At 57.7% G+C, this 13,992-nt stretch carries 15 protein-coding genes and 1 tRNA gene; 8 read left to right on the forward strand and 8 right to left on the reverse strand.

Annotated elements, in window-relative coordinates; all coding sequences use genetic code 11:
* Nucleotides 1-2 precede the first annotated feature (2 nt).
* The 3 genes from lpxI to fabZ all read right to left on the reverse strand — a co-directional run bounded on the left by lpxI (nucleotide 3) and on the right by fabZ (nucleotide 2,329).
* A complete protein-coding gene (lpxI, locus tag VGM18_21165; protein HEY3975523.1) occupies nucleotides 3-887 on the reverse strand; it encodes a UDP-2,3-diacylglucosamine diphosphatase LpxI in 885 nt (294 codons plus the stop codon).
* 68 nt (nucleotides 888-955) lie between these two features.
* Nucleotides 956-1,762 (reverse strand): acyl-ACP--UDP-N-acetylglucosamine O-acyltransferase, encoded by an 807-nt coding sequence (lpxA, locus tag VGM18_21170; protein HEY3975524.1) that lies wholly within the window; start codon nucleotides 1,760-1,762, stop codon nucleotides 956-958.
* A 48-nt stretch (nucleotides 1,763-1,810) separates the two neighbouring features.
* The gene (gene fabZ, locus VGM18_21175; protein ID HEY3975525.1) at nucleotides 1,811-2,329 is read right to left on the reverse strand and encodes a 3-hydroxyacyl-ACP dehydratase FabZ; all 519 of its coding nucleotides are present in this window, start codon (nucleotides 2,327-2,329) and stop codon (nucleotides 1,811-1,813) included.
* Nucleotides 2,330-2,483: 154 nt separating this feature from the next.
* Here fabZ and VGM18_21180 point away from each other — a divergent pair, with 154 nt between their 5' ends.
* Nucleotides 2,484-3,725, forward strand: coding sequence for a M20 family metallopeptidase (locus VGM18_21180; GenBank protein HEY3975526.1), 1,242 nt, complete (start codon nucleotides 2,484-2,486; stop codon nucleotides 3,723-3,725).
* Between the two features lie 59 nt (nucleotides 3,726-3,784).
* Nucleotides 3,785-4,108: an EthD family reductase gene (locus VGM18_21185; protein ID HEY3975527.1), complete on the forward strand. Its 324-nt coding sequence runs from the start codon at nucleotides 3,785-3,787 to the stop codon at nucleotides 4,106-4,108.
* On the opposite strand, the gene VGM18_21190 is transcribed toward VGM18_21185, so the two are convergent.
* On the reverse strand, nucleotides 4,092-4,772 hold the full coding sequence (locus tag VGM18_21190) for a class I SAM-dependent methyltransferase (GenBank protein ID HEY3975528.1): 681 nt from the start codon (nucleotides 4,770-4,772) through the stop codon (nucleotides 4,092-4,094). The genes VGM18_21185 and VGM18_21190 overlap by 17 nt on opposite strands.
* A gap of 147 nt (nucleotides 4,773-4,919) precedes the next feature.
* On the opposite strand from VGM18_21190, the gene VGM18_21195 reads away from it, so the two are divergent.
* On the forward strand, nucleotides 4,920-5,204 hold the full coding sequence (locus VGM18_21195; protein HEY3975529.1) for a twin-arginine translocase TatA/TatE family subunit: 285 nt from the start codon (nucleotides 4,920-4,922) through the stop codon (nucleotides 5,202-5,204).
* Here the strand turns inward: VGM18_21195 and VGM18_21200 are convergent, their stop codons facing one another.
* Nucleotides 5,205-5,855, reverse strand: a complete 651-nt coding sequence (locus VGM18_21200; protein HEY3975530.1) for a Maf family protein — start codon at nucleotides 5,853-5,855, stop codon at nucleotides 5,205-5,207.
* 219 nt (nucleotides 5,856-6,074) lie between these two features.
* A tRNA-Arg gene (locus VGM18_21205) sits at nucleotides 6,075-6,147 on the reverse strand.
* A 114-nt stretch (nucleotides 6,148-6,261) separates the two neighbouring features.
* On the opposite strand from VGM18_21205, the gene lepA reads away from it, so the two are divergent.
* The 3 genes from lepA (at nucleotide 6,262) to VGM18_21220 (ending at nucleotide 9,651) form a co-directional block, all read left to right on the forward strand.
* Nucleotides 6,262-8,070, forward strand: a complete 1,809-nt coding sequence (gene lepA, locus VGM18_21210; GenBank protein HEY3975531.1) for a translation elongation factor 4 — start codon at nucleotides 6,262-6,264, stop codon at nucleotides 8,068-8,070.
* 103 nt (nucleotides 8,071-8,173) lie between these two features.
* Nucleotides 8,174-8,578 carry a glyoxalase gene (locus VGM18_21215; GenBank protein ID HEY3975532.1) on the forward strand — a complete coding sequence of 135 codons (405 nt, stop codon included), beginning with the start codon at nucleotides 8,174-8,176 and terminating at the stop codon, nucleotides 8,576-8,578.
* 302 nt (nucleotides 8,579-8,880) lie between these two features.
* Nucleotides 8,881-9,651: a DUF1080 domain-containing protein gene (locus VGM18_21220; protein HEY3975533.1), complete on the forward strand. Its 771-nt coding sequence runs from the start codon at nucleotides 8,881-8,883 to the stop codon at nucleotides 9,649-9,651.
* Between the two features lie 46 nt (nucleotides 9,652-9,697).
* On the opposite strand, the gene VGM18_21225 is transcribed toward VGM18_21220, so the two are convergent.
* On the reverse strand, nucleotides 9,698-10,279 hold the full coding sequence (locus tag VGM18_21225; GenBank protein HEY3975534.1) for an outer membrane beta-barrel protein: 582 nt from the start codon (nucleotides 10,277-10,279) through the stop codon (nucleotides 9,698-9,700).
* Between the two features lie 615 nt (nucleotides 10,280-10,894).
* Nucleotides 10,895-12,262, reverse strand: coding sequence for a replicative DNA helicase (dnaB, locus tag VGM18_21230; protein HEY3975535.1), 1,368 nt, complete (start codon nucleotides 12,260-12,262; stop codon nucleotides 10,895-10,897).
* A gap of 1,044 nt (nucleotides 12,263-13,306) precedes the next feature.
* On the opposite strand from dnaB, the gene VGM18_21235 reads away from it, so the two are divergent.
* Nucleotides 13,307-13,732 (forward strand): putative toxin-antitoxin system toxin component, PIN family, encoded by a 426-nt coding sequence (locus tag VGM18_21235; GenBank protein ID HEY3975536.1) that lies wholly within the window; start codon nucleotides 13,307-13,309, stop codon nucleotides 13,730-13,732.
* Entirely contained in the window at nucleotides 13,729-13,977 is a 249-nt protein-coding gene (locus tag VGM18_21240; GenBank protein ID HEY3975537.1) for a hypothetical protein, read from the forward strand. Before VGM18_21235 ends, VGM18_21240 begins: the two co-directional genes overlap by 4 nt.
* The last annotated feature ends 15 nt before the right edge of the window (nucleotides 13,978-13,992 follow it).

Genomic DNA, 13,992 nt, shown 5'->3' on the forward strand with positions numbered 1-13,992 from the left:
AATCAAATCCCGTTTGCGACGATTGCGATTCTCGCCGTGTTGGCGGCGTCGATAATCTTCTGCCCGTCCAGGAGCAAGCATTTTCCCGCCTCCAGAGAGAGACAAGTCGCCCCCGCTTCCTGCATTACGTCGATCGTCTTCACGCCGATGACGGGCACATCGAAGCGCATATCCTGATTCGGCTTCGCAATTTTGACCACCGTAAGAGCGCGGCTCAGCGTGGAAATATCGCTCTTCAAGGGGTCGTTATTCCGAGGGTCGCCAATCTCGGAGGTGCTACTCAACGACCGCATAATCTGTCCAGCCCGCTCGATGGTTGCGTCGGTGCCTTCCATGGCTTCAACCGCAACGCATGCAGATTCTGCAATGACTACTGTCTGCCCAATATCGTGCTCCGCAAGTTGGCGGGCCACACTGCGCCCGTACTCGATATTCTTGCGCTCCTGCTCAGTTGGCTCCCGCTTTGTCAGCACGCCGGACTTCGCCAGCAGCGGTTCGAGCAGCCAGGTTGAGCTTTCGAGCGTCACGCCTTCGTCGCTCAACACCTTCGCCACCGCTCCCAGCAATGAATCCGTATTGCGTGCCGTTAGAGAGAGCAGAAGTTTAGCCAGCCGCCAGTCTGGCCGGATGCTGGAAAAAATCTGCTTGTGCTTCACCTGCCCCGCCATAATGGCGCGCTTCACCCCTTCGCGCTGAAAGGTTTCAATCAGCTTCGAGAGTTCCCCGAGCGAAACCCACCGCACCACCGCGGCCCCGCGAGATTCGATCTCTGGAAAAGTTTCTTCCTTGATAGCGACCACCACGACTTCATATCCCTGCGCGCGCGCCGCGTCGAGCACCAGGAAAGGAAACTTGCCGTTGCCGGCGATGAGGCCGAGACGTTGCATAAGTGATCCGTGATCAGCGATCAGTGGCTAGTAAGGTGCGATGTTACTGACCACTGGCCACTAGCCACTCACTTAATCACTCCTCGCTCCGACACTTCGATAAACCGGATCATCATATCGACATCGTCCCCGCGGTCGGCGTCGGACTTCAAAGCCTCCAGCGCCTGCGAAGTATTCAGCTTCGACGCCAGCAAAATTTTGAACGCGCTCTGGATCTTCGCGATGCGATCCTTCGAGAAGCCGCGGCGTTCGAGGCCGACTTTGTTCGCGCCGTAAGCATGATTTTCGCGCGCCGCCGAGGTCATGGAGAAGGGCAGCACATCCTGCGTGATCATCGCTCCGCCGCCAATATAGGCGTGCGCCCCGACCCGCACGAACTGATGGACCGCGCTCAGCGCGCCCACGACAGCCCATTCTTCCACGATCGCGTGGCCCGCGAGCGTGGCGCCATTGACCAGCATGGCGTAATCGCCCACCACGCTGTCGTGCCCGATGTGCGCGTACGCCATAATCAGCAGATGACTGCCGAGCTTAGTCACGCCGCCGCCCTTCGCCGTGCCCCGATTGATGGTGACGAACTCGCGAATCTCGTTGTGATCGCCGATTTCAAGCTGCGTCGGCTCGCCTTTGTAAGTCACATCCTGCGGCGCCATGCCGATGGCGGTGAACGGGAAGAAGCTATTGCCCGCGCCGATTTTCGTCGGCCCTTCGATCGTTACATGCGAGACAAGCCGGCACCCCTCCCCCAGTTCAACCTCGGCGCCAATCACGCAGTAGGGGCCGACGTTGCAGGAGGCAGGAACCTTCGCGCGCGAATCGATAATCGCCGTAGCGTGCACGTTCGAGGAATTCACGTTACTGGCATCTGCGTTCATGGGTGGGACATGCCTGGACAATCGCGGCGGGCTGAGCACTTGCAGTATTTACCTCGCACCGGCGTTCCCTGGCGTTCGGTCGATCAGTTGGCATGACAAGGTTGCCTCCGCCACACGCTTGTTGTCCACGTAAACGAGACCCTCAAGCTTCGCAGCGGTCATCCCTTGCATCGTGCGCCAGCCGGTCACTTCCACCTCGAGCCGCAGTTGATCGCCGGGACTCACTGGACGCCGGAACTTCGCCCGCTCGATGCCGGTGAACAGCAGAACTTTGTTGCTGCGATCCTCGAACTCGATCAACAAAAGGACTCCCCCCGCCTGCGCCAGCGCCTCCACAATCAGCACGCCGGGCATGATGGGCAACTGGGGAAAGTGTCCGACAAAGAACGGCTCGTTGACGGTCACATTCTTAATGGCCACGAGGCGCTCTTTGCGCCTCACCTCGATCACACGATCGATCAGCAAAAAAGGATAACGATGCGGAAGAATCTTGAAAATTTCGTTGATATCGAGCGTGGTCTTTGCGGAGCCAGCCGAATCGTCCGGCACAGGGATGCTCTCATTCATGGTCGTTAAAACCAGTGATCAAACCGGTTGTTCCCAACCCTGTTCGAATATTACTCAAATCGTAGAACGGGGTTCGTATCAAAACGGCTTGAAGATTATACTGTACGGCTTGTGCCCAAGCTGCCGTCGGCTCCGGGCTGGAGACCAACGACCGATGCCGCGCCAGAAAAAAAGTTCACAAAAGCTACAGCCGGAACAAGCGCGCTCCAACTTAGTTGAGCCCGAGGCTGCCGAGGTAACTCCGCCGTGGCCCGAGCGATTGGCCTACTTCGAAGCGCGACAGGAAGCGATCGTCAAGACCATCGGCGAATTCGTCGAGATCGAATCTCCCAGCGACAATAAGCACGCGGCCGACGGCATGGGTGCCTTCCTCGCAGGCGCCTTCGAGGCCGTCGGCGGACGCGCCCGCGTGCATCATTCCGAACAATTCGCCGACAGCGTGCAAATCGATTTTTCCGCAAGCGTCAATGCCCCGGGTGAAGCGCTTCGCCCCGTTCTGCTCCTCGGCCACTTCGATACCGTCTATCCTTTGGGAACGCTCGCCACCATGCCCTCCTATGTTGCTGATGGCCGCATGCATGGCCCCGGCGTACTCGACATGAAATCGGGCATCGCGCTGATGCTGTATGCGATCGCCGCGCTGCAAGCCTGGCGCGGCGGCCTGCCGCGCCCGATCACTGTGTTTCTGGTTTCCGACGAAGAAGTCGGCAGCTATTCTTCGCGAAAAATCACCGAGGCGCTGGCGCTGGAATCGGCTGCTGTACTCGTGCTCGAACCGGCCGCATCGCGCGGAGCCGTAAAGACCGCGCGCAAGGGCGTCGGCGAATACGTCCTCAACGTGAAGGGCGTCGCCGCGCACGCCGGTCTCGACCCCGCCAAGGGACACAGCGCTATCCGAGAACTGGCCCGCCAGATCGCCGCCATCTCGAAGCTGAACAATCTGAAGCTGGGTATCTCGGTAAATCCCGGCGTGATCCGCGGCGGAACCCGCACCAACGTCATCGCGGCCGAAGCCGCCGTCGAAATCGATGTACGCATCGCGAATGCCGAGCAGGCCGCTGCGCTCGATCGCAAACTGCGAGCGCTCAAGCCCTTCGATAAACACTGCAATCTCACCATCGAGGGTGGAATCAACCGCATGCCGATGGAGCGAAATGCCGGCGTCGCCGCACTCTACGAGAAAGCGAAAGCGATCGCGAAGCAAGTTGACTGGAAGCTCGAAGAGGCCGCGGTCGGCGGAGGCTCCGATGGAAACTTCACCGCCGTCTTGGGCATCCCGACCCTCGACGGCATGGGAGGCGCGGGCCAGGGAGCCCACGCTGTTCACGAATACATCGAGATCGCCGAGTTGCCGCGCCGCGCGCTGCTTCTGGCCGGAATGATCGAAAGCGCGTGATTGTCGTTTCGACGATGTTCTGTGAACGATCTCGGAAGACGCTTACTGGAGACACTCGCTTGCTCAAGTTCATGGTTGTCATCTACCGCCGTCCCGATCTGACTTCAGAACAATTTCGGCGTCATCTCGCGGAGGTTCACGCGGCGCTCGCGAAGAATCTCCCGGGCGTCAGAAAGTATGCGCAGAATTATCCAATTGCCGATCCCAAGCGGAAGGCCCCGCAGTGGAGCGCTATCGTTGAACTTTATTTCGATAGTTGGGACGCGATGGAGGCGGCTTGGGCCACCCCGCAAGGCGCGGCCTCCGACGCCGACCTTAGTGCGTTCGCCGATTTGAGTCGCACAGCCTGGTCGGTGGTGGAAGAAATTACTCTGCTGCCGTAAAAACCAGAAAATAATCCATCTTGTCGCCCTTCACGAAGTCGTACGTCTCGACTAACTTGTAGCCCGCCTGTTTGGCTTCGCGAATCACGATCTCGCGGCCGACTCCGTGATCTTCTCCGTTTCCGTTGCGGTCAATCACTCCTACCCGCGCGCCGAGGCGCAGCGCCGCGCGCAAGTTGCGCAGCAACTCGATCGGACGTGCAACTTCGTGGTAAGCCTTCAGCAAGAGCACAGCGTCCACCGAATCCGATGGCAGCAGCGGATCGTCGGGCTTGCTCAAGATCGTCTTCACATTTTGTAACCCCTCGTTCTGCGCCCGCTCGCCGATGTGGCGAATCGCTTCAGGATTGATGTCGACTGCATAAACCAACCCACGGGCGCCCACGCGGCGCGCAGCCCGAACCGTAAACCAGCCCGATCCCGCCCCAATGTCGGCCACATTCTTTCCCGGAGCGATGCCGAGAATGTCCATCACCCGATTGATTTGGAGCCGCTCGTCGCGTCCTGGCGAATCGAATACCGAGAGATCTCCCGTATACGGTTCGCTGGTTTTTCTCTGTTGTTCCGGCGAGGCCTGTGCGGAAGCGGCGTCCTGGGCGGAGGCGAACGCGGCCGCGCAGACAAGAAAAAGCAGCGCAATCAGGCGAAGACGTATTTTCGGCATGCCACCCCTTCGGAGAGAAACACTCTAAACATAGACTTCTTCCCGTTCGCTTGGTGAGCGTCTCGAATGAGATCCGTCCGGCGCAGCGTCCGCTTTGACTCGCTGACTTCACCGGCCTAGAATCTCATCAGCCTGTGTGTCTGGGTCGTGTCGGCGCACGCACTACTGCGCGTCAGCGAATATTCCTACGGAGGAGCGATGGGTGAGGGTCTATTTTCTCCTTTACATCTGTTGTTGCTCGTGATCATTTTTCTGCTCCTCTTCGGGCCATCCAAGTTTGCCTCGGTGACCAAGGGCCTGGGCAAGGGTCTGGGTGATGGCTATCGCAACTTCAAGTCGGCGATGAACGAAGGCGAACAGAACAAAGAAGAGAAAGAAGAGAAAAACGTAAAGACGACCGATGCAAAGACGAGCGACGAGAAAAAGTCCTAGTCAATCTCGCTCGCGACCAGCCTGATCCTCGCCGACCATCTCGCGCAACATACGATACACCAGCGCTACCGGCAGCCCCACTACGTTGCTGTAATCGCCCTCAATCCGCGGAATCCAGCGCGAAGCTATTCCCTGAATCGCGTAGGCCCCCGCTTTATCCATCGGCTCGCCGGTCGCGACGTACTCGCGAATCTCATCCTCGGACAGTTCGTTCATCGCCACCAGAGTCGTTTCGGAGGCAGTTCTCAGATCTCGGTTCCCAGTTCCACGTATGTTTGCTCCGGGCTTCGAGTGGGACAAAGGAGCGGAGGACGAACCAGACGTTCCCCCTACCAGGCAAACACCTGTGATCACAGAATGCAGGCGCCCCGATAGAAGGCGCAGCATGCGCGCGGCATCGTCCGCGTCACGGGGTTTACCGAGAATAGTATTGTCGACCACCACAATCGTGTCTGCGCCCAGGACGGTATCGCGCGGCCGCAATCGCGAAACTGCCAGAGCTTTCTCTCGCGCCAACCGCTCGGCGTAATCACGCGGCGCCTCGGCCGCCAGCGGAGTCTCGTCGACATTCGCGGGTTGCACGCGGAAGGAAATGCCTGCGTTGCAAAGTAGTTCCTGTCGTCGAGGTGAAGCGGAGGCGAGAACGAGCATGCGGCTCTGATTCTATCGAAGTTGGATAACGGAGCAGCACACTGCGGCAAAGAACAAGAGCCTCGGAATTCTCCGAGGCTCTTAAACTGTGGGTCAGAACGGCACCCCGCGACATCATCAGTATCGCCCGACAATCCGCGGGCAGTCAAGTTACTTTTGTCGGGAGCTTATCCTCGCATTTCGCTCCCTTTGGAACCCGCGCTCCACAGAACCGAAGCGTGGACCCCGACGGGATTCGAACCCGCATCTGCGACCGTCGCGAGGTGCCGTGTTTCCGTTACACCACGGGCCCAAACCGACTCTACTCTCCGAGCGTATCCATGGCTGGTAGCGGCTGAGATCCCTGGCCGCGTCCAATTCAGAGAGGAACAGGCAACTGCTAGAATCAAAGATTAACCATAGCCTCATGGACGCCGCTTTCATCCGCAATTTCGCGATTATCGCGCACATCGATCACGGCAAATCCACGCTGGCCGATCGCCTGCTGGAGTTGACCGGATCGCTGACCGCGCGCGAAATGCAGGCCCAGGTTCTCGATTCCATGGACTTGGAACGCGAGCGCGGCATCACCATCAAAGCTCACGCTGTGCGCATGAACTACACCGCGCAGGACGGCCAGACTTATCAGCTCAACCTGATCGACACTCCCGGCCACGTGGATTTTTCCTATGAAGTCTCGCGATCGCTCGCGTCGTGCGAGGGCGCGCTTCTTGTTGTCGACGCTTCGCAAGGAGTCGAAGCCCAGACCCTCGCCAACTCGTATCTCGCCATCAATCACGGTCTCGAAATCATCCCCGTCATCAACAAGATCGACCTGCAAAGCGCCGACATTCCCCGCACGAAAGAGATGATCGAAGGCGCAGTCGGCCTCGATGCCACCGACGCGGTCCTCATCAGTGCTAAGACCGGTCAGGGCGTCCCCGATGTGCTGGAGGCGATCGTAAAACGCGTTCCTCCGCCGAAGGGGTCGCCCGACAATCGGCTTCAGGCGCTGGTTTTCGACTCCTGGTTCGATCCTTATCGCGGCGTCGTCGTGCTCACTCGTGTGTTTCAGGGAACACTTCGCAAAGGACAGCGGATCCGCCTGATGTGGAATGGCACCACCTTCGACGCGGAAACTCTCGGCGTGCTCACCCCGAAGCCAGTCGAGATCAACGAACTCTCCGCCGGCGAAGTGGGATTCATTATCGCCAACATCAAGAATGTTGCCGACACAAAAATCGGCGACACCATTACCGACGACACCAACCCCGCCATCGAACCGCTGCCCGGCTTCGAAGAAATCAAGCCCATGGTCTTCGCCGGGCTCTATACCGTCGATGCCCACGAGCACACGCAACTGCGCGAGGCGCTCGAAAAATTGCGCCTCAACGATTCGTCATTCTTCTTTGAACCGGAAAGCTCCGTTGCGCTCGGCTTCGGCTTCCGCTGCGGCTTCCTCGGCCTGCTCCACATGGAGATCATTCAGGAGCGCCTGGAGCGCGAATTCAATCTCGACCTGATCACGACCGCCCCCGGCGTCCGCTACAAGATCACCAAGACCGACGGCACGATGGTCGAAATCGACAATCCGTCGCGTTGGCTCGATCCCAGCGAGATCGAAAAAGTCGAAGAACCGGTGATCCTCGCGACCATCCTGACCAATGAAGAGTACGTCGGCGGAATCCTGAAGCTCGTCGAAGAAAAACGCGGCAAGCAGAAAACTTTCGAATACGTCAGCTCCTCGCGCGTCATGCTGCATTATGAATTGCCCTTGAACGAAATCGTGCTCGACTTCTACGATCGCCTGAAGTCGGTCTCGCGCGGCTACGCCTCTCTCGACTATCACCTGGCCGGCTATTGGGAATCGCCCATGGTTAAACTCGACATCTTAGTCGCGGGCGAACCGGTCGACGCACTTTCCATCATCGTGCATCGTGAATTTGCTTACGAGCGCGGCAAGCTGCTGGTTTCAAAAATGCGCGAACTCATTCCCCGGCAGATGTTCGAAGTCCCAATCCAGGCTTCCATCGGAGCCAAGATCATCGCGCGCGAAACCGTCCACGCCATGCGCAAGAACGTCATCGCCAAATGCTACGGCGGCGACATTTCCCGTAAGCGCAAGCTGCTGGAAAAACAAAAAGAAGGCAAAAAGCGCATGAAGCGCATCGGCCGCGTCGACATCCCCCAGGAAGCCTTCCTGGCCGTTTTAAAAGTAGGCGAAGGCAGCAACTAGCCCGCATAGAAATTATTCAATGATCCGCTGCCGCGAGGCATACAATTGCGCCCAATGCAGGAAGAGGTTCGTATATTTTTAGAGTGGAATACGGGAGCTGCTCGTGGACTCGATCACCCAGCTGATTCCTAAAATTCTCAGGTTTCGTCCTTTCCTCCCGGCAAAGGAATTCGAGACGAGTTTGCGTTTCTATAAAGCGATCGGTTTCGAGGCGTATCAGTTGGGGGATACTCTCGCCGAATTGAGCCTCGGAACTCACGCTTTTCTGCTTCAGGGTTACTACGTTAAAGCGTGGGCCGAAAACACAGTGATGCACGTCCTCGTCAACGACGTTGACGCCTGGTGGCGACACCTCAATTCGCTGGATTTGGCTAACAAGTTTGGAGTTGCGCCCCCCGCAGCACCAAGAGTTGAGCCGTGGGGCCTGACCGTAGCGTATGTGTTCGATCCATCGGGCGTTCTGTGGCACTTCGCGGAACCAACGAAGCCGGAAGAAGAACGGCGCTGATACCTTTTTGCCGACAACTCCCAGCGGGCCAAACTGACACGTGCGCCTGAGCCGTTGACGCTTATCGTTGCGTGCCACTGCCTCAACTCTGCGGAGTGGCGCTACGGAAGAATTTGAGGACATGCTCGGCCTTGTCCTTGGCAGTGAGGAGTTGGAGCATGTGATGAGATCGTTCGTCGGTGAGGTATGCAGAATCGCCATCTCACCCATAGACGGGGTTTCGAGAATCCCTCGGCTTTCACGGAATCCCTCGATCGGTGTATGCTTTTCACGCCATGCGCTATCTAACCGCTGCCCTTCTTATGCTCGCAACTCTCGCCGCTTCTGCGCTCGCTCAGCAACCCGCCGCGCCCGAGCCCAAGCCCGAAGACACCGAAGTCTGGCAGCCCGAGCCCAAAGTCGTGACGCCCGGCGCAACCTGCGGCGCCGCGCCCTCCGACGCGATCGTGCTCTTCGATGGCAAGAATCTCGACGAGTGGGTTTCCGCGCAGGACAACGATAAAGACCGCGGCGCTCCTGCGAAATGGACCGTCGCCAACGGCATCCTCACCGTCAACAAGGCCGTCGGCAACATCGAAACCAAACGCAGTTTCAAGAATTATCAACTGCATGTCGAATGGCGGATTCCCGAGAACGTCACCGGCTCCGGCCAGTTGCGCGGCAACAGCGGAGTCTTTCTCGCATCCACCGGACCCGGCGATGCCGGCTACGAACTCCAGGTGCTCGACAACTACAACAACAAAACCTACGTCAACGGACAAGCCGGCAGCATCTACAAGCAGGCCGTCCCGCTCGCCAACCCCAACCGCAAGCCGGGAGAATGGCAGACCTATGACATCGCCTGGACCGCTCCGGTCTTTAACGCCGACGGAACGCTGAAGTCTCCCGCCTACGTCACCGTCTTTTTCAACGGCGTACTGGTGCAGAATCATTTCGAGCTAAAAGGCGAAACCCGCTACATCGGCCAGCCCTTCTATAAAGCGTTTGATGGAGCGCCCATCAAACTTCAGGCCCACGGCGACCCCAGCCCACCCATCAGCTTCCGCAACATCTGGGTGCGGCCGCTGGACTGATTTCCGTCGGGTGATTCCGAGCAGATTGTGGGTGTGCCCCAGCCGTTCAGAATCGGACCGCGATACCGGTGGACACGCGATAGTTGGTGCTGGGCTGGGATCTTGCATCGGCGTCCTCTCCAGCCACGCTGTTCGTGTTGCGCAGGTAGTCGAACTGCACCAGGCGAACGCCGATGTGCCGCGTGGCCCAAAGATTGACGCCGCCACCGAGAGCAAAGGCGAACGACGTTCCGGAATCGCCCGGGAATCCCCGAGTAAAGGTCAGACCTCCGAAGAGGACATGGCCGAACACTCCGACCCTGTGAAAGTTGGTGAAGAACCGTGGCCCTGCCATATAGGTTCTGGTGGAAGTAGTGTATTCGTTGGGCGTATTACCATTGTTCATAGTGGGTCCGATGGCGCCGGAGAAATCGGCTTCCGCTGCGTAGTACTTTCCTAATCTATAGGCAGCGGAGGCTTCCCCTCCGTCAAAACCTTGCCGAGCCCAAGAGCTGCCGTAGATGTCGGTAACGGGATAACTCAGGTGCATGTATCCGGCGAAGATGTCGAATCGGCTCTGCGAATCTTGACATTGCGAGGATACAACTAGGAGAAGCACGCAGATCGGCAGCAGAGGGGGTTTGTTCACGGTAACGTATTCTCCGAGAGTACGGTGACGCAGGATCGGATCATCTTGGAATTGACTTAGAAAAGGGTAGTCTGCGTCGTTGCATATGAATTCAAGCGATCCCCTCTGGTTGCCTCAAGTCAGGATGGAAAATCGTTACGGTCGAGTTGGCGAAAGGAGCAACTAATTCCCTCGTTGTTCCCTTGGCCGGCTGCAACCGCGCCATCACCGAAACCGATGGTTCCGATCAGCCTTTTGTTGCGGCCCGGGCGAAGTGACGGAGAGCGAAAAACCGCTGAAAATGAGCCGAAAACTAAAGTGCCGGAACCTCAAAATGTGCAAATCTCAAAAGAGAAACGAATCCACTCCTGCTTGCCCAGCCGTCATGTTAATGTCTCGTGAATTGCATAACTGGTTACTATTCATGGATTTAAAGACGCGAACTTGTCCCTTTAAAACCGATGGCAACTTCTTTGCTAAAAGAAATTCCGAACACGGTTTTCAATTCCACAAGCTTTTCCACAGGGAAACGGATCGGTCGGACGAACTATGCAAACCTAAGTTCCTAAGGGACTTACCTAGGCACTTCTAAGGGACTCTCCTAGCCACTTCTACAGTGATCGCTGTAGCCGAAAGCTAATCCTCTGGATCGCTGCCATCATCGGCGCGCGACTCAAATCGCGTGCTGCTCTTCAGGAACGCCATCTTCACCTTGCCTATTGGCCCATTTCGTTGTTTGGCAATAATGATTTCGGCCTTACCCTGCAACTCGGCGTCGTCGGGCTTGTAAATCTCTTCGCGGAAAATGAACATGACCAGGTCGGCATCCTGCTCAATCGATCCGGACTCGCGCAAGTCGGCGAGTTGCGGACGATGATCTCCGCCGCGGCTCTCCGGAGCGCGGCTCAATTGCGACAGCGCAATCACCGGAACGCTCAATTCCTTGGCCAACGCCTTCAGCCCCCGCGAAATCGCCGACACTTCCTGCGTGCGATTCTCGAAGCGCTTGCTCCCGCCCGACATCAATTGCAAATAGTCGACGATGATCAGGTCGAGCTTTCCGCCCTGCGCCTGCTTTAAGCGCCGCGCCTTAGCGCGCATCTCGCTCAGGGAAATGCCGGGAGTGTCGTCGATGAAAATCGGCGCGTGCGCCAGTTGCTCCATGGCACGCACAACTTTCTTGGTATCGTCCTGCCACAGCGATCCCGTGCGCATCTTGTGGGCATCGACCCGCGCCTGCGAACAGAGCAAGCGCATCAGCAGGGCCTCGCGCGACATTTCCAGCGAGAAGACTCCGACGACTTGCTGATCTTCAATCGCGGCGTTTTCGGCGATGTTCATCACGAACGCCGTCTTGCCCATCGACGGCCGTGCCGCAATGATCACCAGATCGGAGCGCTGCAATCCCGACGTCATCTCATCGAGATCGGTGTAGTGAGTCGCCAGTCCCGTGATGCGCTGGCCGCGCTGCAACAGCGCGTCGACCGACCCAAACGATTCGCGGACGATCTCCTGCACCCCCATGAAGCCGCGCCCAATGCGCTTTTCCGAAAGGCCGAAGATTGCGGCTTCGGCGTCATTAATAACTTCTTCGGCTAAGTCCGACTGATCCGACGCTCGCGCAATCGCGGTGGTCGCGGCGGAGATCAATCCGCGCAGCAGCGCCTTGTCGCGGACAATCTTGACGTAGTGCTCAATGCTCGGCCGGTCCGGCACGCCATCAACCAGGCTTGCCACATACGCGACATCGCCGATCGGTTGGAGATCCTTGTGCCGATCGAGTTCCTCGATCAGCGTGATCATATCGATAGGCCGGGATGATTCGGCCAGATCCACCATGCGCGAGTAAATCCGCCGGTGCGAGTCCAGCGAAAAATCCTCGATCCGCAAATGCTCTGCGGCCTGGTTGTAGGCAAAGTTGTCGAGCAGGATCGCGCCTAGAATCGAACGCTCGGCTTCAACGTTCGCCGGAAGTGTGCTGATGCTGTAGTCGGTGGTTGCCAACAGTTTCTTTCTCCGTAAGCTTCCGCAGCTGCAAACCGAACACTAGTCTCCTTGCCCTTGTGAATGCACGCGAGCCCTGTAGGAAATCTCAGACCAAATCCAAAAAAGTTTGGCGCGTCATTCGTAGCCACTCGGTCAAATCCAGAGTGTAGGCGAATAAAATACGAATTTCAAGAAGCGCTGGTGAAACGCTGCGCACCCATCTTCGCGTTCTTTGCGGTTTGAGGGTTTTGATTTTGCCAGTAGCCCAAAGAAAGCCTAGACCGCAAAGGACGCAGGTTTCATCTCAGGCGCTTCCCAAGGAGGAGAAAGATGGGAACTGTGAGGAAGATAGTACTAGAAAAACAAATGCGGTCAGGCCAGCCACCCGACCGCATTCGTACGTGGATTCCCGCGCCCTGCCTCGTCACCGCTTGGTGGCGGAGGCGAAATGACTGCTTCAGCCCGACAGCGCTCCCCAAGGAGTGCCGCTTTTGCCAAAGCCAGTCGCCGGTTTGCAATCTTGCGATCACGCACCTGCGATTGCTGCGGTGGCCAGCGGTCCTTTCCTGCTCCACGCTTCAAAGAAGCAAGAGGAGCGAGGTGGGGGAGGAGGCCGCAACGCCCGGGCAACCAGTCGCGCTCACGCGCGTTTTCTGGAGTGTCCCCCGGCAATTCACCCTCGAGAATCGCCGGTTGCCGCTGGCTCTGCCGCAATCATTCGGCAAGCTCAGGAACTCTCACGTTTCGCTGAACCCACTCTCGGCCAGATTGTTGCGCCCCGCAACACAAAAAACTTCCGCCGTTGTGCAGAAGCTGTGGACGATGCGACTTCCCTGTGGAACGGCGTGGAAAACTAAGAATAAATGTTTGCGTCGGATTTTCCGCCGCAACTTTTTCAATAACTTACACACCGTGCAAGCAATTCACTGCCGCCCGGAGGACGTGCCCCAGAACTCCGGGCAGGCTCTGTCCACTGCCTTTGACCTTGAAGTTGATCTTGACTTACTGGAACGACAAGCTCGGAGGAGGCGCCCTATGACATGTGATATACTATAGGATGTAGTGTTAAAAATCATCGTGGACACGTCGGTCGTTGTCGCCGGATTGCGAACGCGGCTCGGGGCGGGAAATGCAGTTTTACGCTTGGTTGCTGAGAGGCGCATAGGGATATTGGCGACCCCGCCGCTCTTCTTGGAATACGAAGATGTACTAAAGCGCCCGGAACATCGATTGGCTCATGGTCTGACAGAAAACCAGATTGATGAATTCCTGGCGGAACTCGCGGCCTTAATCGAGCCCGTCGAGGTTCATTTTCAGTGGCGGCCGCAGACGCGAGACCCGAATGATGAGATGGTTCTGGAAGCCGCCATTAACGGTCAGGCAGACGCCCTGGTCACGTACAATGTGGCCGACTTTGCAGCCGCAGGTGAGCGATTTGAAATTGCTATCATGCGCCCAGCAGAATTACTGAAGAAGGTGAGATTATGAGCAAAGCAACCTATCCCCTAAAGCTTCCCCTTTCGATCAAGAAAGCGGCGCAGCGCTTGGCGAAGGAAGACGGCGTGTCTCTGAATCAGTGGATTGCCGCCGCCGTCGCCCAGAAAGTCGGCGTGGTAGAAACGGCCGCCGACTTCTTCAGGAAGCGCGCCGGAAAGGCAACTGGAGCCGGTTTGATCAAGTTTCTCCGCACCGCTCCCAAAGTCCCACCGGAACCGGAAGATACGATGCACTGATTTGCCAGAGATTCC

It is taken from the genome of Candidatus Sulfotelmatobacter sp. (assembly GCA_036500765.1).
GTDB lineage: Bacteria > Acidobacteriota > Terriglobia > Terriglobales > Acidobacteriaceae > Sulfotelmatobacter.

What these genes read in the sequence shown, in the direction of transcription:
- lpxI (HEY3975523.1), bottom strand. Translation starts at nt 887, where the DNA reads ATGCAACGTCTCGGCCTCATCGCCGGCAACGGCAAGTTTCCTTTCCTG.
- lpxA (HEY3975524.1), bottom strand. Translation starts at nt 1,762, where the DNA reads ATGAACGCAGATGCCAGTAACGTGAATTCCTCGAACGTGCACGCTACG.
- fabZ (HEY3975525.1), bottom strand. Translation starts at nt 2,329, where the DNA reads ATGAATGAGAGCATCCCTGTGCCGGACGATTCGGCTGGCTCCGCAAAG.
- VGM18_21180 (HEY3975526.1), top strand. Translation starts at nt 2,484, where the DNA reads ATGCCGCGCCAGAAAAAAAGTTCACAAAAGCTACAGCCGGAACAAGCG.
- VGM18_21190 (HEY3975528.1), bottom strand. Translation starts at nt 4,772, where the DNA reads ATGCCGAAAATACGTCTTCGCCTGATTGCGCTGCTTTTTCTTGTCTGC.
- VGM18_21200 (HEY3975530.1), bottom strand. Translation starts at nt 5,855, where the DNA reads ATGCTCGTTCTCGCCTCCGCTTCACCTCGACGACAGGAACTACTTTGC.
- lepA (HEY3975531.1), top strand. Translation starts at nt 6,262, where the DNA reads ATGGACGCCGCTTTCATCCGCAATTTCGCGATTATCGCGCACATCGAT.
- VGM18_21220 (HEY3975533.1), top strand. Translation starts at nt 8,881, where the DNA reads ATGCTCGCAACTCTCGCCGCTTCTGCGCTCGCTCAGCAACCCGCCGCG.
- VGM18_21240 (HEY3975537.1), top strand. Translation starts at nt 13,729, where the DNA reads ATGAGCAAAGCAACCTATCCCCTAAAGCTTCCCCTTTCGATCAAGAAA.